Origin of the sequence: Arthrobacter sp. FW305-BF8 (genome assembly GCF_021789315.1) — a bacterium.
GTDB lineage: Bacteria > Actinomycetota > Actinomycetes > Actinomycetales > Micrococcaceae > Arthrobacter.
This window is the reverse complement of the sequence record NZ_CP084561.1, coordinates 2,543,179-2,563,073: the sequence shown is the minus strand read 5'-3', so window position 1 is coordinate 2,563,073 and position 19,895 is coordinate 2,543,179. Positions and strand designations below refer to the sequence as shown.

Genomic DNA, 19,895 nt, shown 5'->3' with positions numbered 1-19,895 from the left:
AGGGAAACCCGCAGGACCTGAGGACGCGTTTTGCCTTGTGGGTTAGCCCATGATCGGCGAGCCGACGAACGGGTCGACGGCCAGCGCGATGAAGAGGAGGGTCAGGTAGCTGATGGAGCCGTGGAAGACCTTCATGGCGCCCTTGTCGGAGAGGTCCCCACCCTGCGCCCGGTTGTAGAGGGCGTGGGACTCGTACAGGAACCAGGCACCGGCCAGTACCGCAACGGCGGTGTACACCCAGCCGGCGCTGCCGGCCGGGATCATGAGCAGCGAGCAGGCAACCATGGCCCAGGCGTACAGGACCACCTGGACGGACACGACCTTGGCGCCGGCGATGGCACCGAGCATCGGCACGTTGGCGTTGCGGTAGTCCTCGCCGTAGCGCATGGACAGCGGCCAGTAGTGCGGCGGGGTCCAAAGGAAGATCACCATGAACAGGACGATGGCCGGCCACTCGACCGTGTTGGTCACGGCGGACCAGGCGATCAGCACGGGGAAACAGCCCGCGGCGCCGCCCCAGACGATGTTCTGGGCCGTGCGGCGCTTGAGAATCATCGTGTAGATGACCACGTAGAAGACGATGGCACCCAGTCCGAGCCAGGCGGAAAGCGGGTTCGCGCCGAACCAGAGGATGGCGATGGCCGCGGCGCCCAGCAGCCACGCAAAGATCAAGGCCTCGCGGGGCGTGACCTCACCGGTGACCAGGGGCCGCTTCTCGGTGCGGTGCATCAGCTTGTCGATGTCGCGGTCGATGTAGCAGTTGAAGGCACCCGCGCTGCCAGCGGCGAAGGCGCCGCCCACGAGGGTGGCCAAGATGAGGCCGAGTGACGGGAAGCCACGCTGGGCGTAAATCATGGTGGGCAGGGTGCTGACCAGCAGGAGTTCAATGACCCTGGGCTTGGTGAGTGCAAGGTACGCCTTCGCCTTGCGGGCTAGTCCGGCTCTTCCGTGGACCCGGGAAGAGGTCAGCGGCGTATCTGTTGTGCTCACGTGGCAGTCACTCTGTTTCTGTCTGGCTGTTTATCTGATCGGTGCGCCCGGACACGCGGTCCGGACCGATTCCTCACCGGCGGCTGACGGGGCTGTCATCTGCGCACTAGAACCCGCCCGGCCCGCCGGTGGCCTCCCGATATCATACCGCGGTCCCGCATGGATCGCTGGCATCGGCTTGTGACGGCAAATCACTGAAAATGATTCGTTCGTGCTTGCTTCAATCACATTAACGCAGCCTCACCGCACGGATGATTCACAAAAGAGAAATTGCGTCCAACTGGTGAGATTTTGGCCGCCCGAAGTGTGGAATGGAGCTAAGCTGTCTGCAGATCAGCGCACACTGGAAGACGGGCAAGAAACCGCATTCCAGACCGTCCGGCGACTGAATGAAGATCAACGTTTCAATGGTGAACGGCTGGTAGGCACAAATGCAGCGGGCACCAATTATGCCCTGCCGCTGTGTGTCATTACCGCTTGCCGTTTAACACAGAGAGGGGCCCGGATTCCGTGGCACATGTGAAAGAGCAAGAACTGACCTGGACCGACCTCGACCAGCGCGCCGTTGACACCGTGCGTGTCCTGGCCGCGGACGCCGTGGAGAAGGTGGGCAACGGCCACCCCGGTACCGCGATGAGCCTGGCGCCGGCCGCATACCTCCTGTTCCAGAAGCTGATGCGGCACGACCCGAAGAACCCGGACTGGATCGGCCGCGACCGTTTCGTCCTCTCCCCCGGCCACACGTCCCTGACGCTGTACATCCAGCTGTTCCTCTCCGGCTACGGCCTGGAACTGAAGGACCTGGAAGCACTGCGCACCTGGGGCTCCCTCACCCCGGGCCACCCCGAGTACAAGCACACCGCCGGCGTGGAGATCACCACCGGGCCGCTGGGTCAGGGCCTGGCCTCCTCCGTGGGCTTTGCGTACTCCCAGCGCCGCCAGCGCGGCCTGTTCGACGCCGACGCCGCCCCCGGCACCAGCCCGTTCGACCACACCATCTGGGTGATCGCTTCCGACGGCGACCTCCAGGAAGGTGTGACCTCCGAGGCCTCCTCCCTCGCCGGCCACCAGGAGCTCGGCAACCTCGTGGTCATCTACGACGAGAACCACATCTCCATCGAGGACGACACCGATATCGCCTTCACCGAGGATGTCCTGAAGCGTTACGAGGCTTACGGCTGGCACGCCCAGCGCGTTGACTGGACCAAGACCGGCGACTACAAGGAAGACGTCCAGGAGCTGTACTCGGCACTTCTGGCCGCCAAGGCTGAAACCTCCAAGCCGTCCATCATTTCGCTGCGCACCATCATCGGCTACCCGGCCCCGAAGAAGCAGAACACCGGCAAGATCCACGGCTCCGCCCTGGGTTCGGAAGAAGTGGCAGCACTGAAGAACGTCCTCGGCTTCGACCCCGAGAAGTCCTTCGAGGTGGACGAGGACGTGCTGGCCCACGCCCGCGCCGTCGTCGACCGCGGTGCCCACGCACGCAAGGAATGGGAAGAAGCCTTCTCCGCCTGGCAGTCCGCCAACCCGGAAGGTGCTGCCCTGCTGGAGCGCGTGGAAGCCCGCCAGCTGCCCACCGAGCTCGACGGCGTTCTCCCGGTCTTCCCGGCTGGCAAGGACGTCTCCACCCGCGCCGCGTCCGGCAAGGTCCTGAACGCCATCGGCCCGGTCATGCCGGAACTCTGGGGCGGCTCGGCCGACCTCGCCGAGTCGAACAACACCACGATCGAGGGCTCGCCGTCGTTCGTTCCCGCGGGCAAGCAGACCAACGCATGGTCCGGCAACCCGTACGGACGCGTCCTGCACTTCGGTATCCGTGAGCACGCCGCCGCTTCGATCGTGAACGGCATCAGCCTGCACGGCAAGACCCGCGCGTTCTCCGGCACGTTCCTGATCTTCAGCGACTACCAGCGTCCGGCCATCCGCCTCGGCGCCCTCATGGGCGTGCCGTCCCTGTACGTTTGGACGCACGACTCCATCGGCCTCGGCGAGGACGGCCCGACGCACCAGCCGGTGGAGCAGCTCGCTTCGCTGCGAGCCATCCCGGGTCTCGACGTCGTCCGTCCGGGCGATGCCAACGAGGTCGCGGCAGCGTGGAAGACCATGCTGGAGAACCACGAGAACCCGGCCGGCATCGTCCTGACCCGCCAGAACATCCCCACGTACGAGCGTGGCGAGGGCGCGGCCGAGGGTGACACGTTCGGCTCGACCGCAGGCGTCGCCAAGGGCGGTTACGTCCTGGCCGAGGCGTCCAAGGACGGCAAGACCGTGGACGCGCAGGTCATCCTGATCGGCACCGGCTCGGAAGTCCAGCTGGCCGTGCAGGCCCGCGAAGCACTGCAGGCCGAAGGCATCGCCGCCCGCGTGGTGTCCATGCCGTGCGTCGAGTGGTTCAACAAGCAGGACGCCGCCTACCGCGAGGCAGTCCTGCCCGCAGCGGTCAAGGCCCGCGTTTCGGTTGAAGCCGGTCTGTCCCAGGGTTGGCGCGAGTTCGTCGGCGACGCCGGCCGCTCCATCAGCCTCGAGCACTACGGCGCATCCGCCGACTACAAGCGCCTGTTCCAGGAATTCGGCATCACGGCAGAAGCTGTTGCCGCCGCCGCCAAGGATTCCCTCGCCGGACTCCAGTCCTGACAGCACCCCCACAGTTCAAGGAGATTAGAAATGACTAGCACTCCCACCCAGCAGCTTTCCGACGCCGGCGTTTCCATCTGGCTCGATGACCTCTCCCGGGGCCGTCTGAAGACCGGAACGCTGCAGAAGCTGATCGAAGAGAAGAACGTTGTTGGTGTCACCACGAACCCCAGCATCTTCCACGCCGCCATCACCTCCGGCACGGACTACGACGCCACCATCGCGGCCCAGGCCGCTGCCGGCGCCTCCATCGAAGAGACCATCTTCGAAATCACGACGACGGACGTCGCCGACGCCTGCGACCTCTTCGCCCCGATTGCCGCGGCAACCAAGGGTGTTGACGGCCGTGTCTCCATCGAGGTGGACCCCCGACTCGCGTGGGACACCGCCGGCACCATCGCCGAAGCGAAGCACCTCTACAAGAAGGTCAACCGCGACAACGTGCACATCAAGATCCCGGCCACGCTGGAGGGCCTGGAAGCCATCACGGCAACCCTGGCCGAGGGCATCAGCGTCAACGTGACCCTGATCTTCTCGCTGGAGCGCTACCGCGCCGTCATCAACGCCTTCCAGAGCGGTCTGGAGCAGGCCAGGGACAACGGCCACGACCTGTCCAAGATCCACTCCGTCGCCTCCTTCTTCGTCTCCCGCGTGGACACGGAAATCGACAAGCGCCTGGACGCGATCGGCACCGAGGAAGCCAAGGCCCTCAAGGGCAAGGCCGGCGTTGCCAATGCCCGCCTCGCCTACCAGGTCTACGAGGAGCTCTTCTCCACCGAGCGCTGGGCCGTGCTGGCCGAAGCCGGCGCACTGCCGCAGCGCCCGCTGTGGGCTTCTACCGGCGTGAAGGACCCGGCTTACCCCGACACCCTCTACGTCACCGAGCTCGTTGCCCCTCACGTCGTGAACACCATGCCGGAGAAGACCCTGGACGCCACGTTCGACCACGGCGTGGTCACGGGCGACACCGTCACCAACGGCTACGATGAAGCGAACGCCACCCTCAACGCCCTTGATGCCCTCGGTGTGTCCTACAACGAGGTCGTTGCCCTGCTGGAATCCGAAGGCCTGGACAAGTTTGTTGCCAGCTGGAAGGAACTCCTGGCAGACGTCGAAGGCGCCCTCGCCACCGCACGGAAGGCTTCCTAACCCAACATGAGCACACTCAGCTACGACGCCACCGGTTCCGCCCGGAAGGCTCTTGAGCAGCACCTGCCCGCCCTCGTGGAAGACCGCGTCGCCACCCGGATCTTCGCCAAGGACCACACCCTGTGGGGTCCCGATGCGGAAGCCGAGTCGGCCATCCGCCTCGGCTGGGTCGAGGCGGCCACCGTCTCCCGGCCCCTGGTGGACGGCATCCTGGAGCTCCGCGATGCCCTGAAAGCGGAGGGTGTTACCCGCATTGCCCTCTGCGGCATGGGCGGCTCCTCGCTTGCTCCTGAGGTCATCGCCGGCACCGCTGGCGTCGAGCTGACTGTGCTGGACAGCACCGACCCCGAACAGGTCGGTGCTGCCCTCGCGGACCGCCTCGCTGAAACCGCCATCGTGGTTTCCTCGAAGTCCGGTTCAACACTGGAAACCGATTCGCAGCGGCGGATCTTCGAGCACGCCTTCACGGAGGCCGGCCTCGATGCGAAGAGCCGGATCATCGTGGTCACCGATCCCGGGTCCCCGCTGGACAAGGCCTCACGCGAGGCCGGCTACCGTGCGGTCTTCAACGCGGACCCGAACGTGGGCGGACGTTACTCGGCGCTGACGGCCTTCGGGCTCGTCCCGTCCGGTCTGGCCGGCGTGGACATCGCAGCCCTGCTGGACGAGGCTGAAGAAGCCGCGGAGATCCTGAACGAGGACGCTCCCGAGAACATCGGGCTGGTCCTGGGGGCCGCGCTGGGCGGCACCAACCCGCTGCGCGACAAGATCGTCATCGCGGAGGACGGCTCCGGCATCGTGGGATTCGCTGACTGGGCCGAACAGCTCATCGCTGAGTCCACGGGCAAGCTCGGCACCGGCGTCCTGCCGGTTGTCGCCGGCCCGGACGCCCCGGAAGTCACTTCCGGCGCTGAAGACGTCCTGGTGGTCCGCCTCGTCAGCACGGACGCCGACGTCGAACTCGGCGAGAACGAAGTTGCCATTGCCGGCGGCCTCGCCTCGCAGATGATGGTGTGGGAGTTCGCCACCGCTGTGGCCGGGCGTCTCCTGGGCATCAACCCGTTTGACCAGCCCGACGTGGAAGCCGCCAAGGTGGCTGCCCGTGGCCTGCTGGACGCCCAGCCGGAACCGACGCCGGCCAACTTTACCGACGGTGCCATCGAGGTCCGCGGCGGAGAATGGCTCGGCGACGCCGGCTCAGCAACCGACGCGGTCTCCGCGTTGCTGGCACAGCTGGGCAGCGACGGCTACCTGAGCGTCCAGGCCTACTTCGACCGCCTGGCCTACGCCCAGCTCGAGGGCGTCCGGGACGAACTTGCCGCCGTGAGCGGCCGGCCTGTTACCTTCGGCTGGGGGCCCCGGTTCCTGCACTCCACCGGCCAGTTCCACAAGGGCGGCCCGGCGATCGGTGTCTTCCTGCAGGTCACAGCGGCGTCTGCCACGGACCTCGCCATTCCGGACCGTCCGTTCACGTTCGGTGAGCTGATCACGGCCCAGGCTGCCGGCGACGCTCAGGTACTGAGCGAACACGGCCGGCCGGTGCTGCGCCTGCACCTCACCGACCGGGCAGCGGGCGTTGCCCAGCTGCAGGAGATCGTTTCGTCGCTTGCCGGCAAGGCAACGTCCGCCACTGAGAGCTAAGGCCCTGAATTAACCATGCCAGATACTTTGAACGGCAGAAGGTCAGCGGGCCGGTCCGGGAATCCTTTGCGGGATCCTCGGGACCGGCGGTTGAACCGGATTGCCGGGCCGTCCTCGCTTGTGCTTTTCGGAGTGACGGGGGACCTTGCCCGTAAGAAGCTCATGCCTGCCGTGTATGACCTTGCCAACCGTGGCCTGTTGCCGCCGAGTTTCGCTTTGGTCGGTTTCGGCCGGCGGGACTGGGACAACGAGGATTTCGCCGCGGAGGTGAAGGACGCGGTGAAGGCGTATGCCCGGACGCCTTTTGATGAGGCGGTCTGGAACCAGCTCTCGGAGGGCATCCGGTTCGTGCAGGGCGCGTTCGATGACGATGCGGCGTTTGAGCGGCTCGGGGAGACGATCAAGGAACTCGACGAGGTCCGGGGCACCCGCGGCAACCACGCGTTTTACCTCTCGATCCCGCCGAAGGCCTTTGAGCAGGTCTGCCGGCAGCTGTCCAGGCATGGTTTGGCGCAGGCCGGGGGCGGGAAGTGGCGCCGGGTGGTGATTGAGAAGCCGTTCGGGCATGACCTGGACTCGGCCCGGCAGCTGAACGACATTGTGGAGTCGGTGTTCCCGGCCGACGCGGTGTTCCGGATCGATCATTACCTGGGCAAGGAGACTGTGCAGAACATCCTGGCGCTGCGTTTCGCGAACCAGCTGTTCGAGCCGTTGTGGAACGCGAACTACGTGGACCATGTGCAGATCACGATGGCCGAGGACATCGGTACCGGCGGCCGGGCCGGGTATTACGACGGTGTGGGTGCGGCCCGTGACGTGATCCAGAACCACCTGCTGCAGCTGCTCGCCCTGACCGCGATGGAGGAACCGATTTCCTTTAACGCCGATGACCTGCGGGCGGAGAAGGAAAAGGTCCTCGCCGCGGTGCGGTTGCCCGAGGACCTGTCCACCCATTCGGCCCGCGGCCAGTTCGCCGGTGGCTGGCAGGGCGGGGAGCAGGTCCAGGGGTATCTGGAGGAGGAGGGCATCCCGGCCGACTCCAAAACCGAAACCTACGCCGCGATCCGGGTGGACATCAACACCCGGCGCTGGGCCGGGGTGCCGTTCTACCTGCGCGCCGGCAAACGGCTCGGACGCCGGGTCACGGAGATCGCGGTGGTGTTCAAGCGCGCACCGAACCTGCTCTTCGGCACTCACGGGGGCGCCGGCCACGGCGATGATGATTTCGGGCAGAACGCGGTGGTGATCCGGGTCCAGCCCGATGAGGGCGCCACGATCCGGTTCGGGTCCAAGGTCCCGGGCACGCAGATGGAGGTGCGGGATGTGACCATGGACTTCGGCTACGGGCACTCGTTCACCGAGTCCTCCCCGGAAGCGTATGAGCGGCTGATCCTGGACGTGCTCCTGGGCGAGCCGCCGCTGTTCCCGCGGCACGAGGAAGTGGAGCTGTCCTGGAAGATCCTGGACCCCTTCGAAGAATACTGGGCCGGTTTGGGTGAACAGCCCGAGCCCTACGCGCCCGGCAGCTGGGGCCCGGCCTCGGCCGATGAGCTGCTAGCCCGCGACGGACGCACCTGGAGAAGGCCATGATCGTAGACCTGCCCAACACCACCACCTCGAAGGTGTCCAAGAAGATCCAGTCCCTGCGCGAGCAGGGCGGGGTGATCGCGCTCGGTCGGGTCCTGACCCTCGTGGTGGTCACCAAGTCCGGGCTCGAAGAGGAAGCGATCGAGGCCGCGAACGAGGCCAGCCGCGAACACCCCTGCCGGATCATCGTGCTCGCCGACGCGGGCTCGTCCGCGCCGAACCGGCTCGACGCGCAGATCCGGGTCGGCGGGGACGCCGGCGCCTCGGAAGTCATCGTGCTGCGCGGCTTCGGGGAACTCGCCGAGGAATCTGAATCCCTCGTCGCCGCGCTGCTGCTGCCCGACGCCCCGATCGTGGCCTGGTGGCCGCACGGGGCCCCCAAAAACGCGTCTGAGACCTCGATCGGGAGGATCGCGCACCGCCGGATCACCGACTCCGCGAACGAGGCCGAACCCCAGGTCGCACTGGAAAACATCCGGAACACCTACAAAGCCGGCGACACCGACCTCGCCTGGACCCGGCTGACGAACTGGCGCATCCAACTCGCCGCCGTCCTGGACCAGGCCGACACCTCACCCGTCACCGCCGTCGCGGTCGAAGGCGCCTCGGACTCACCCAGCACCATCCTGCTCGCAGCCTGGCTGACCCTGTCCCTGGACGCCCCCGTCACCATCGTCGCGGACCCCGCCGGCACCGGCATCCGCCGCGTCCGGCTCACCCGCACCAGCGGCGACGTCCAACTCTTCCGCCCCGGCCTCTCCATCGCCGAACTCACCCAACCCGGCCAACCCGCACAACGCATCTCCCTCCCGCGGCGCAGCCTCCGCGACTGCCTCGCAGAAGAACTCCGCCGCCTCGACCCCGACGAGGTGTTCGGCGAAGTGATTACTATTGGACTGCCACGTACCAATCTAAGGAGTGTCCGTCCCAGTGAGCGCTGAGCCCAGAGTAAGCATCCATCCTGACTCTTCCGTACTCATGGCCGCCATTGCGGCCCGACTGATCACCAAGCTCGTGGACGTGCAGGACCGGTTCGGTGAAGCAACGGTGGTGCTTACCGGAGGCACGGTGGGCATCGGAACTCTGAAGGCAGTAGCGGACTCCCCCGCCGCCCCCGCGGTGGACTGGGCCAAAGTGAACTTCTGGTGGGGCGACGAACGCTTCGTCGGATCCCAGGACCCGGACCGCAACGCGCTCCAGGCCCAGGAAGCACTCCTGAAGCACATCAACGCTGATCCCGAGCGCGTCCACGTGCCCGGCTCGACGGATGACTTCGAAACGCCGGAACAGGCTGCAGAGGACTACGCACAACGCCTCAGTGATGCGGCAGCTGCCGAGCATGCCGCTGATGCTTCGGACGGCCGCCCCGAGGAGCCGGGCCGGCTTCCCCGGTTCGACGTCGTCCTGCTGGGAGTGGGCCCGGACGCGCACGTGGCGTCCCTGTTCCCGGAACAGGGCGGCATCCGCGAGAAGCAACTGACGGTGGTGGGGGTCCGCAACTCCCCCAAGCCGCCGCCCCAGCGGATCTCCCTGACTCTGCCGGCCATCAACACCTCTGCCGAGGTGTGGATGGTGGTGGCAGGCGAGGACAAGGCCGGTGCGGTGGGCCTGGCCCTGGCCGGAGCGAATCCCGTGCAGGTGCCAGCGGCCGGACCGGCAGGCCGGTCCCGGACGCTGTGGCTGATCGACGAAAACGCGGCCGCGCGCGTGCCCGAGCAGCTAGTCAGGAAGGCGCCGGCTGGCTCTTAGCCGCCGCAACGCTCCAGCCAGGACGTCTTCGGCGTCCTGGCTGGAGCGTCTTTCTTTAACGTAATCCAGATGACTCTTGAAGCCTTCTTCCTGGGCTTCGCCGGGCATGCCGGCGCCGGGGTTGCGCGTCGACGGCCGGCCGCACTGTCGGCAGTCCCACACATCCGGAATCTGGTCGTCCGGCAATTTAAGAAAAACAGGCCGCGTCTCGTGTCCCATGGCGCACCAATAGGAGACACAAATACGCGGCAGGGGCTCCCCGAGAGGATCATCCCCCTGGTTCTTCAATCCGGCCCCTTGAATGACACCCACGCGGGTGCCGCGGAATCCTGAAGAGGAATGCACCATGGGAACTCCCTCGCTACTAATGGCGGCGCTGCCGTTAGATCCGATAGCCACAGTTTAGTCCGGACTTCCCCCTGACGGCAGGAAAAAGCCCGGCCCAATCAGGAACGGGTCCTGATTGGGCCGGGCTTTTTAGTGCTGGGCGGCTGCCTCGGGCGTTAGGAGTCAGCCACACCCGTGAAGCGCATCAGGAGGCCGAGGGCGATGATGACCACGCCCCAGGTGACTCCGAGGATGATGGTGAACCTGTTGAGGTTGCGCTCAGCAACGCCGGACGAGGACAGCCCCGAGCTCATTCCGCCGCCGAACATGTCCGACAGGCCGCCGCCGCGTCCCTTGTGGAGCAGGATGAGCAGGGTCAGCAGAAGGCTGGTAATGCCCAGCAGGATCTGCAGAATCACATGAAGAACGTCCACGACGGCCTTTCCAAAGTTGGTGGATGCGGGAGCCTGCCAGATGAACGGACTAGTCCGCTACGAGGTGGCTCTCGAACTTCACAATATTAGCAAACTCAGCGGGGTCAAGGCTGGCGCCGCCCACCAGCACGCCGTCAACGTCGCGTTCCTTAAGGATGGCGGCAGCGTTGCTGGCTTTGACCGAACCGCCGTACAGCAGGCGGACCTTGCCGGCCACATCGGCGTCAAACAGTTCGGTGAGCTTGGCACGGATCGCCGCACACATTTCCTGGGCGTCCTCCGGGCCTGCAACCTCACCTGTGCCGATGGCCCAGACGGGCTCATAGGCGACGACGAGCTGGGCCGCCTGCTCCGCGGTGAGGCCTTCAACGTCGGCGCGGAGCTGGTCCAGGGTGTGCTGGACGTGGGTGCCGGCCTGGCGTATCTCCAGGCCTTCCCCGACGCAGAGGACGGGGATGAGGTTGTGGCGGTAGGCCGCTTTGACCTTGGCATTCAGGACTTCGTCCGACTCAGCATGGACGGTCCGGCGTTCGCTGTGGCCAACCAGGACGTACTTGCAGCCGAGCTTGTTCAGGAACTGGCCGGAGATGTCCCCGGTGTAGGCACCGGAGTCGAACTGGGACAGGTCCTGGCCGCCATAGGCGATGTCGAGTTCGTCGCCCTGGACGAGGGTCTGCACGCCGCGGAGGTCGGTGAAAGGCGGGAAGACAGCGGCTTCCACACGGCTGTAGTCGTGCTTGGCGTCGGACAGTGTCCAGGCCAGCTTCTGCAGGAGGGTGATGCCCTGGACGTGGTCCATGTTCATCTTCCAGTTGCCTGCGATTAAAGGCGTGCGGTCAAAGGTGCCGTTGGTTGACGTAGTCACGTGTTCTCCAAAAGTGCCGGTCAAATATGCTGATCATGTGAACAGCCGGCAGGGCGCCTTCGCGGTGCGAAAGGTGCCCTGCCGGCTGGTGTGTCTTTAGCGGTCCAGTACGCTCAGGCCGGGAAGTTCCTTGCCTTCAAGGTATTCCAGGCTGGCGCCGCCGCCGGTGGAAATGTGTCCGAACTGGTCATCGGCGAAGCCGAGGGTGCGGACCGCAGCCGCGGAGTCGCCGCCGCCGACAACCGTGAACGCATCCGTCTCCGTCAGCGCCTGGGCGATGGCCCGGGTGCCTGCAGAGAACGCCTCGAACTCGAAGACGCCCATGGGGCCGTTCCAGAACACCGTCTTGGCGCCCATGATCTGCCCGGCGAACGCCTTGGCGGACTCGGGTCCGATGTCCAGGCCGATGCCCTGCGCACCGAAGCTGCTGCCTTCGATGGCGTCGGCGCTGACCGTTTCGTGGTCGGCGTCGGCGGCGAACTTGGCTGCCACCACGACGTCCGTGGGGATCACGAATTCCGTGCCGGCGTCGGCTGCGCGCTTGAGGTAGTCCTGGACGACCGGGATCTGGTCCTCTTCCAGCAGGCTGCCGGCGACCTTGTGGCCCTCGGCTGCCAGGAACGTGAACAGCATGCCGCCGCCCACCAGGATGGTGTCGGCCTTGCCGAGCAGGTTGTCGATGACCGCGAGCTTGTCCGAAACCTTCGAACCTCCGAGGACCACAACGTAGGGACGCTGGGTGTCTGCGGTCAGCTTGCGGAGGACCTCCACCTCGGTACCCACAAGGTCGCCGAGATACGACGGGAGCCGGGTGGCGACGTCGTAAACGCTGGCGTGCTTGCGGTGGACGGCGCCAAAGGCGTCGTTCACAAAAGCACCGTTGTCACCGGTGAGTCCCACCAGTTCGTCGGCGAAAGCGCCACGCTCGGCCTCGTCCTTGCTGGTCTCGCGTGCGTCGAACCGCACGTTCTCGAGCACCAGGACCTGGCCGTCCTGCAGCGCAGCTGCCTGCTCCTTGGCGGAGGACCCTACCGTGTCCTCCGCGAGGGAGACAGGGAAGGAGGCCAGCTCGGCCAGGCGGGAAACCGCCGGCTTGAGCGAGTACTTGTCTTCAGGGGCGCCCTTGGGGCGGCCAAGGTGGGCTGTTACCAGCACGCGGGCACCGGCGTCCGTGAGCTTTCCCAGCACTGGCAGTGAGGCCCGGATGCGGCCGTCGTCAGTGACTGTAGAGCCGTCGAGCGGCACATTCAGGTCACTTCGAACCAAAATGTACCGCCCGCGGACACCTTCAGCGATCAGTTCGTTGAGGGTGTGAGATGTCATGTAGCTAACCCTAGCCCAGCTTTGCCGCGACAAGCTCCGTGAGGTCAACGAGGCGGTTCGAGTAGCCCCATTCGTTGTCATACCAGGAAACAACCTTGACCTGGTTGCCAATAACCTTGGTCAAACCGGAGTCAAAGATGGACGAGGCGGGGTCACCGACGATGTCCGAGGAGACGATCGGGGCGTCGGTGTAGGTCAGGATGCCCTGCCACTCATCGGACTCTGCAGCCTTCTTGAGCGCGGCGTTGACTTCCTCGACGGTGGTCTCGCGGGAGACCGTGACGGTGAGGTCGGTGGCGGAGCCGGTGGGGACCGGAACGCGGATGGCGTAGCCGTCCAGCTTGCCCTTGAGCTCCGGCAGGACCAGGCCGATGGCCTTGGCGGCGCCGGTGGAGGTGGGAACCATGTTGATGGCGGCGGCGCGTGCACGGCGGAGGTCGTTGTGCGGGCCGTCCTGCAGGTTCTGGTCGGCAGTGTAGGCGTGCACGGTGGTCATCAGTCCACGCTCGATGCCGAAGGTGTCGTTGACAACCTTGGCCAGCGGGCCGAGGCAGTTGGTGGTGCAGGAAGCGTTGGAGATGATGTGGTGGTTCTCGGGGTCGTACAGGCCATCATTGACGCCCATCACGATGGTGATGTCCTCGTCCGAGGCGGGAGCGGAGATCAGGACCTTCTTGGCGCCGGCCTCGATGTGCTTCTTGGCGGCAGCTGCCTTGGTGAAGAAACCGGTGGACTCGATGACGATGTCGACGCCGAGGTCCTTCCAGGGGAGGTTGGCGGGGTCACGCTCGGCCAGAACCTTGATGGCGTTGCCGTTGACGACGAGGTTGCCTTCCTTGACCTCGATGGTCTCGGCCAGGCGTCCGCCGACGGAATCGTACTTGAGCAGGTGGGCCAGAGCCTCAGGGCTAGTGAGGTCGTTGACGGCAACGATCTCAAGGTCCGCGCCCTGAGCAAGTGCAGCGCGGAAGTAGTTGCGGCCGATGCGGCCGAAGCCGTTGATACCAATACGGGTGGTCACTTTTTGTCTCCTTTGTGCCTTGGAAGCACAACTAGTTAAGCGGGCGTTCAAGCCAACTAACAGATCCCGCACGCCATTGGGCAGAGATATTTTTCAGATCGGAGGGCGACCAGCCTCATTGCTGAAGGCTAACCGCCTTCCGTGATCCATCTTACGTTTAAGTAGGTCCGCCCCCGCAAGTGCGGGGGCGGACCGTCCAGAATTTGGCCCTAAAGTGGCCGAATGTGAAGTTTGTTACTGCTTTGTGTACGCGGGGTCACACTTAGAGGGTGATGAGACCCGTTGCGTTGGCGCGTGCCGCGGCGAAGCGGGCGGACACGTCGGCCCAGTTGACGATGTTCCAGAACGCCTTGACGTAGTCGGCCTTGACGTTGACGTAGTCCAGGTAGAAGGCGTGCTCCCACATGTCCAGCATCAGCAGCGGGGTGGTGCCCAGCGCGACGTTGCCCTGCTGGTCGTAGAGCTGCTCGATGACGAGGTTGCCACCGATGGGCTCGTAGGCCAGGAAGCCCCAACCGGAACCCTGCAGGCCGAGGGCAGCTGCGGAGAACTGGGCGCGGAAGGCATCGAACGAACCGAAGGCGTCGTCGATGGCGGCGGCGAGCTCACCTTCCGGCTTGTCGCCTCCGTCCGGGGAGAGATTGTTCCAGAACACGGAGTGGTTGACGTGGCCGCCGGTGTGGAAGGCCAGGTCCTTGGAAAGGCGGTTGATGTTGGCGAAGTCGCCCTTTTCGCGTGCCTCGGCCAGCTGGGCCAGCGCGTTGTTTGCGCCCGTCACGTACGCGGCGTGGTGCTTGCTGTGGTGCAGCTCCATGATCCGTGCAGAGATGTGGGGCTCGAGCGCTGCGTAGTCGTAGCTGAGTTCGGGCAGAACGTACTCGGTCACAAAATCCTCCAATGTCGTGGACAGTTTGTCCGGTTTTGCTAACTCTCGGATTGTGCATCCCGGATGACGGGTCATCCGGAAAACTCCGATGGCGGCAACAGCCGCCACCTGGTCTTGATTCTATGGGCGCCGTTTACTCGTCCAGCATTTCCGGCGTCACATTGGCATCCGTGCCCGGGATGCCAAGATCTGAGGCGCGTTTGTCCGCCATGGCCAGCAGCCGGCGGATGCGCCCGGCAATGGCGTCCTTCGTCATGGGCGGATCCGCGAGCCGGCCAAGTTCGTCGAGGCTGGCCTGCTTGTGGGCCACCCGGAGTTCGCCGGCGTATTTGAGGTGGTCCGGGACGTCGTCGCCGAGGATCTCCAAGGCCCGGTCCACCCGAGCGCCTGCGGCCACGGCGGCCTGAGCGGAGCGGCGGAGGTTGGCGTCATCGAAGTTGGCCAGCCGGTTCGCGGTGGCCCGCACTTCCTTGCGCATGCGCCGCTCTTCCCAGACCATGAGTGCATCGTGGGCCCCCATCCGGGTAAGCAGCGCAGCGATGGTGTCGCCGTCGCGGATCACCACGCGGTCCACTCCCCTGACTTCCCGCGCCTTGGCCTGGATCCCCAGCCGCCGGGCTGCGCCTACCAGCGCGAGGGCGGATTCCGGACCGGGGCAGGTGACCTCCATGGACGAGGACCGGCCGGGTTCTGTGAGTGAGCCGTGCGCCAGGAAGGCGCCCCGCCACACCGCTTCGGCGTCAGCGGCTGAGCCGTTCACGACGACGGATGGCAACCCGCGCACGGGCCGTCCCCGGCCGTCAAGGAGGCCGGTCTGCCGGGCCAGCGCCTCGCCGTCGCGGACGACGCGGACCACGTACCGGCTGCCGCGGCGCAGGCCGCTGCCGGAGACGACGATGATCTCGCTCTGGTGCCCGTAGACCTCGGCGATCGCGGCGCGCAGGCGCCGGGCGGTGGAGGCCAGATCGACCTCGGCCTCGATGACGATCCGGCCCGAGATGATGTGCAATCCCCCGGCAAAGCGGAGCATGGCCGAGACCTCAGCCTTGCGGACTGATGATTTCTTGATATCCAGGCGGGAGAGTTCTTCCTTGACTGATGCTGTCAGTGCCATGGCACCTTTCCTAACTATTCCCGAAAATATCCTGGTAGGCCGTAGCCAGCCGCAAGGGGTCATGGACCGGTCGCCGGCCCGAAGCCCCTACTCTACCCAAGACAACCTCGGCGCCGATCATCCCCGCTGCCCGCTTAAACTCGGCCAGGTCCGAAACGGAGGCCGGGTCCGCGAGCACCACATCCGCGCTGAACTCCGGCGCGTAGTCGCGGAGCACGTGCAGGTGGTCGGCGGCGGACATGCCGGACGTTTCCTTGGTGTCCATGGCGAGGTTCATGGTGAGGCAGCGCTTCGCCGGCGTATCGCAGAGTGCCTGGCGCATTTCCGGCAGCAGCAGATGCGGGAGCACGGAGGTGTACCAGGAGCCGGGGCCCAGCACCACCCAGTCGGCAAGCTCGATCGCGGTCAGGGCTTCAACGCAGGCCGGAGCCTGCTCGGGAAGCAGCCGGACGCTCTCCAGCGAACCGGCCACGGCGCAGCGGGCCTGCCCGGTGATGGTGGTGACGGTGCTGCTGCCGTCCGGGGCGGTCACGCGGACATCGCCCTCGATAGTGAGCGGAACGGTGGACATGGGAAGAACCTGTCCGCGGGCGCCGAGCAGCGCACCGGCCCATTTCAGGCCGGCCACCGCGTCCCCCAACAGTTCCCAGAGCGTGACGATCAGCAGGTTTCCCATGGCGTGTTCGTCCAGGGAGGCGCCGCCTCGGGCGGACCGGAACCGGTGCTGCATGACGTCGCGCCAGGTGCGGCCCCAGTCCGTGTCATCGCATAGGGCGGACAGGGCCATCCGGAGATCACCGGGCGGAAGGACGCCGTACTCCTCGCGGAGACGGCCGGAGGACCCGCCGTCGTCCGCCACGGTGACCACCGCGGTCAATTCGGAAGTAAGCAGACGCAGTGCCGAGAGTGAGGCCGAAAGGCCGTGGCCGCCGCCGAGCGCGACGACGTTGGGTCCCTTGTCCTGTTGGGAACCGGTCAGGCCGGCCGGCGGAATCAAAGGCAGCGGGCCGGTAAGAACCCCCATTACTCGCGGCCCAGGTCCCGGTGCGTCGTAGTCACGGTCACGCGCGGATATTGCGCGAGCCGCTTGGAGAGCTCCATGGCGACCGCCACCGAGCGGTGCTTCCCGCCGGTGCATCCGACGGCGATGGTGGCGTAGTGCTTGTTCTCCCGGCGGTAGCCCTCCAGGACAGGTTCCAGCGCGAGCACGTAGCGCTCCACGAAGTTCGGCACGCCCTCGGCTCCGAGGACGTACTCGCTGACGTCCTGGTCGAGGCCGGTGTGCGGCCGGAGCGCCGGCACCCAGTGCGGATTGGGAATGAACCGGACGTCGGCCACATAGTTGGCGTCCACGGGAAGGCCGTATTTGAAGCCGAAGCTCATGATGTTCAGGCGGATCGCGATGGGGCCGGTCTCGGTGAACAATTCGGTGATCGCGGTGGCGAGCCCGTGCACGTTCAGGGACGAGGTGTCCAGGACGAGGTCCGAGGAGTCGCGCAGCTCCTTGAGGAGTTCGCGTTCCGCGGCGATGCCGTCCAGGATCCTGCCGCCGCCCTGCAGCGGGTGCGGGCGCCGGCCCTGTTCGAAGCGGCGGACCAGGACGTCGTCGCTGGCATCGAGGAACAGCACCCGGAAGGTGACGCCGCTGGCTTCGAGGGCACGGAGCGCGGCGCGGATGTCGGCGAACAGCGCCTTGCTGCGCACGTCCATCACCACGGCAAGTTTGGGAATGGACTGCGGGGCGTGGGACACGAGTTCAGCCAGGGTCCCCAGCATCTGCGGCGGCAGGTTTTCGACGACGTACCAGCCGTGGTCCTCCAGCGCATCGGAGGCGGTGCTGCGGCCTGCGCCGGACATTCCGGTCACGATGAGCAGTTCCGCTTCGGCGGGCTTGACCGGTGTCAGGCCGTCCTCTTCCGTGCTGGACTCCGCCGTCGACTCTGCCATTGATTCCAGCCTCATTCCTGCTGTTGCTTCCCGCGCGCAGTTTCTGAGCGGGTTGCTGTTTGCGGCACACGCCGATTTCCCGTACTTACCCTAACCAAGTTTCGGGGCGCGGGCTAAGTTTCCAGCACTTCCCCGGTGGTCATGTTGATCGCCGGAACGGACTCGTCCGAGTCGCCGCCCGCGCCGCCGGGACTGAAGTGGGTGACGATGGCCGCGGCCAGGGCCGGCCCGACACCCTTCGCAGCGGTCAGTTCCGCCGCCGATGCCGCCTTGATCTTCTTGACCGATCCAAAGTGGGCAAGCAGGGCCTTCCGCTTGGAGTCGCCCAGCCCGGGCACGCCGTCGAGGGCTGAGACGGTCATCGCCTTGCCGCGCTTTTGCCGGTGGAACGAGATGGCGAAGCGGTGCGCTTCGTCGCGGATGCGCTGCAGCATGTAGAGGCCCTGCGAGGAGCGGGGCAGGATGACCGGAAAGTCGCTGTCCGGAAGCCAGACCTCCTCGAGGCGCTTCGCGAGCCCGACGACGTAGACGTCGTCGACGCCCAGCGCCTCCAGTGCCCGGGCTGCCGCGTTCACCTGGGGCTTGCCGCCGTCCACCACCACGAGGTTGGGCGGGTAGGCGAACTTGGCCTTCGGCGCGGGCGTGGTGGTGTCGGACAGCGCGGCGTCCCCGGTCCCTGTGGAGGCCGGTGCCGGTCCGGTGCCAACGGATGCCGGGATGGCCGGACCAGCCGGCGTCGCGACCAGCTCGGCGGCTTCAATCTGGGCGGTCTTGTCCACGAGATAGTGCCGGAAACGCCGCGTCAGGACATCGTGCATCGCTGCCGTGTCGTCCGTGGCCGCGGCACCGGTGATGGAGAACTTGCGGTAGTCCGACTTCTTGGGCAGCCCGTCCTCCACAACCACCATGGAGGCCACCACGTTGGTGCCCTGGACGTGGGAGACGTCGTAGCATTCGATGCGCAGCAGCGGAACGGGGAGCTCCAGCGCCTCCTGCAGTTCCTGCAGCGCCTGTGACCGGACGGTCAGGTCGCCGGCGCGGCGGGTCTTGTGGAGCCGCAGTGCGTGTTCGGCGTTCTCGCGGACCGTGGACATGAGGGCCGCCTTGTCCCCGCGCTGCGGAACCCGGATATCCACCTTGGCGCCCCGGAGGCCGCCGAGCCACACCGCCAGGTCCTGCGCATTGCTCGGCTCGACAGGCACCAGCACCTCGCGGGGAAGCCGGCCCTGGATCTCGGCATCTTCGCCGTAAACCTGCTGGAGGAGGTGCTCGACGAGGTCGGGGGTGGTGAAGTCCTCCACCTTCTCGACCACCCAGCCGCGCTGTCCGCGGACCCGTCCGCCCCGGACGTGGAACACCTGGACGGCCGCCTCGAGCTCGTCCTCGTGCAGGGCGAAAACGTCGGCGTCGGTGTCCTCGGCCAGGACCACGGCGTTCCGCTCGAAGACCTTCCGGAGGGCGGTGATGTCGTCACGCAGCCGGGCGGCGCGTTCGTAGTCAAGGGTGGCGACGGCGGCCCCCATCTCCTTTTCGAGCCGGGCGATGAACCGCTTGGCCTCGCCTCCCATGAAGGCGCAGAAGTCCTCCGCCAGGGCGCGGTGTTCCTCGGGGGTGACGCGGCCGACGCAGGGGGCCGAGCATTTGTCGATGTAGCCCAGCAGGCAGGGCCGGCCGCTTGCCTGGGCACGCTTCAGCACGCCAGCACTGCAGCTGCGCACGGGAAAGACCCGCAGCAGGGTGTCCATGGTTTCGCGGATGGCGCCGGCCGTGTAGGGCCCGAAGTACCGCGTGCCCTTCCGCCGCTCGCCGCGCATGACCTGTACGCGCGGCAGCTTCTCGCCCATGGTGACGGCGAGGTAGGGATACGTCTTGTCGTCCCGGAAAACCACGTTGAACCGCGGCTTGAATTCCTTGATCCAGGTGTATTCCAGCTGGAGGGATTCCAGCTCGCTGCCCACAACCGTCCACTCGACGCTGCTGGCCGCGTGCACCATGGCGTGGGTTTTGGGCAGCAGCCCTGCCGGGTTCGCGAAGTACGAGTTCAGGCGTGACCGGAGGTTCTTGGCCTTGCCGACGTAGATAACCCGCCCATGGGGATCCCTGAACCTGTAAACACCCGGATTGGTCGGAATCTCACCCGTCTGGGGTCTATAACTTGATGGATCTGCCACGGTTCCAGTCTACTGAGCTGAGGGGCTGCGAATTGCCGCCGGCTTCTTGGGCAG

At 66.1% G+C, this 19,895-nt stretch carries 17 protein-coding genes; 6 read left to right on the top strand and 11 right to left on the bottom strand.

What is annotated here, in order from left to right; all coding sequences use genetic code 11:
* Positions 1-42 precede the first annotated feature (42 nt).
* Positions 43-990 carry a heme o synthase gene (locus LFT45_RS11325; protein ID WP_236803302.1) on the bottom strand — a complete coding sequence of 316 codons (948 nt, stop codon included), beginning with the start codon at positions 988-990 and terminating at the stop codon, positions 43-45.
* 519 nt (positions 991-1,509) lie between these two features.
* Between LFT45_RS11325 and tkt the strand changes: the two genes are divergently transcribed.
* From tkt to pgl, 6 genes are read left to right on the top strand one after another with little or no spacing between them, the layout of a single operon-like run.
* Positions 1,510-3,627 carry a transketolase gene (gene tkt, locus LFT45_RS11320; RefSeq protein ID WP_236809302.1) on the top strand — a complete coding sequence of 706 codons (2,118 nt, stop codon included), beginning with the start codon at positions 1,510-1,512 and terminating at the stop codon, positions 3,625-3,627.
* Positions 3,628-3,657: 30 nt separating this feature from the next.
* Positions 3,658-4,776 carry a transaldolase gene (gene tal / locus LFT45_RS11315; RefSeq protein ID WP_236803301.1) on the top strand — a complete coding sequence of 373 codons (1,119 nt, stop codon included), beginning with the start codon at positions 3,658-3,660 and terminating at the stop codon, positions 4,774-4,776.
* Between the two features lie 6 nt (positions 4,777-4,782).
* Positions 4,783-6,417 carry a glucose-6-phosphate isomerase gene (locus LFT45_RS11310; protein WP_236803300.1) on the top strand — a complete coding sequence of 545 codons (1,635 nt, stop codon included), beginning with the start codon at positions 4,783-4,785 and terminating at the stop codon, positions 6,415-6,417.
* Positions 6,418-6,432: 15 nt separating this feature from the next.
* Positions 6,433-8,007, top strand: coding sequence for a glucose-6-phosphate dehydrogenase (zwf, locus tag LFT45_RS11305; protein ID WP_236803299.1), 1,575 nt, complete (start codon positions 6,433-6,435; stop codon positions 8,005-8,007).
* Positions 8,004-8,945, top strand: a complete 942-nt coding sequence (locus tag LFT45_RS11300; RefSeq protein ID WP_236803298.1) for a glucose-6-phosphate dehydrogenase assembly protein OpcA — start codon at positions 8,004-8,006, stop codon at positions 8,943-8,945. The genes zwf and LFT45_RS11300 overlap by 4 nt, the downstream gene beginning before the upstream one ends.
* On the top strand, positions 8,935-9,753 hold the full coding sequence (pgl, locus tag LFT45_RS11295; protein WP_236803297.1) for a 6-phosphogluconolactonase: 819 nt from the start codon (positions 8,935-8,937) through the stop codon (positions 9,751-9,753). Before LFT45_RS11300 ends, pgl begins: the two co-directional genes overlap by 11 nt.
* Here pgl and LFT45_RS11290 read toward each other — a convergent pair.
* The 10 genes from LFT45_RS11290 to uvrC all read right to left on the bottom strand — a co-directional run bounded on the left by LFT45_RS11290 (position 9,724) and on the right by uvrC (position 19,841).
* Complete coding sequence (locus tag LFT45_RS11290; RefSeq protein WP_236803296.1) at positions 9,724-10,101, bottom strand: RNA polymerase-binding protein RbpA; 378 nt, start codon at positions 10,099-10,101, stop codon at positions 9,724-9,726. The two genes, pgl and LFT45_RS11290, sit on opposite strands and share 30 nt — an antisense overlap.
* Positions 10,102-10,256: 155 nt before the next feature.
* Positions 10,257-10,514, bottom strand: a complete 258-nt coding sequence (gene secG / locus LFT45_RS11285; RefSeq protein WP_003805565.1) for a preprotein translocase subunit SecG — start codon at positions 10,512-10,514, stop codon at positions 10,257-10,259.
* Between the two features lie 49 nt (positions 10,515-10,563).
* The gene (gene tpiA, locus LFT45_RS11280; protein ID WP_236803295.1) at positions 10,564-11,379 is read right to left on the bottom strand and encodes a triose-phosphate isomerase; all 816 of its coding nucleotides are present in this window, start codon (positions 11,377-11,379) and stop codon (positions 10,564-10,566) included.
* Between the two features lie 96 nt (positions 11,380-11,475).
* Positions 11,476-12,702: a phosphoglycerate kinase gene (locus LFT45_RS11275; RefSeq protein ID WP_236803294.1), complete on the bottom strand. Its 1,227-nt coding sequence runs from the start codon at positions 12,700-12,702 to the stop codon at positions 11,476-11,478.
* A gap of 10 nt (positions 12,703-12,712) precedes the next feature.
* Entirely contained in the window at positions 12,713-13,723 is a 1,011-nt protein-coding gene (gene gap, locus LFT45_RS11270; protein WP_102974296.1) for a type I glyceraldehyde-3-phosphate dehydrogenase, read from the bottom strand.
* Between the two features lie 262 nt (positions 13,724-13,985).
* Positions 13,986-14,609 (bottom strand): superoxide dismutase, encoded by a 624-nt coding sequence (locus LFT45_RS11265; RefSeq protein WP_076803204.1) that lies wholly within the window; start codon positions 14,607-14,609, stop codon positions 13,986-13,988.
* Positions 14,610-14,742: 133 nt separating this feature from the next.
* A complete protein-coding gene (gene whiA, locus LFT45_RS11260) occupies positions 14,743-15,723 on the bottom strand; it encodes a DNA-binding protein WhiA (RefSeq protein WP_003805560.1) in 981 nt (326 codons plus the stop codon).
* Positions 15,724-15,733: 10 nt separating this feature from the next.
* Positions 15,734-16,747, bottom strand: a complete 1,014-nt coding sequence (locus tag LFT45_RS11255) for a gluconeogenesis factor YvcK family protein (protein WP_236803293.1) — start codon at positions 16,745-16,747, stop codon at positions 15,734-15,736.
* Positions 16,747-17,670: an RNase adapter RapZ gene (gene rapZ, locus LFT45_RS11250; protein ID WP_236803292.1), complete on the bottom strand. Its 924-nt coding sequence runs from the start codon at positions 17,668-17,670 to the stop codon at positions 16,747-16,749. The genes LFT45_RS11255 and rapZ overlap by 1 nt, the downstream gene beginning before the upstream one ends.
* 113 nt (positions 17,671-17,783) lie before the next feature.
* The gene (gene uvrC / locus LFT45_RS11245) at positions 17,784-19,841 is read right to left on the bottom strand and encodes an excinuclease ABC subunit UvrC (protein ID WP_236803291.1); all 2,058 of its coding nucleotides are present in this window, start codon (positions 19,839-19,841) and stop codon (positions 17,784-17,786) included.
* Positions 19,842-19,895: the final 54 nt, after the last annotated feature.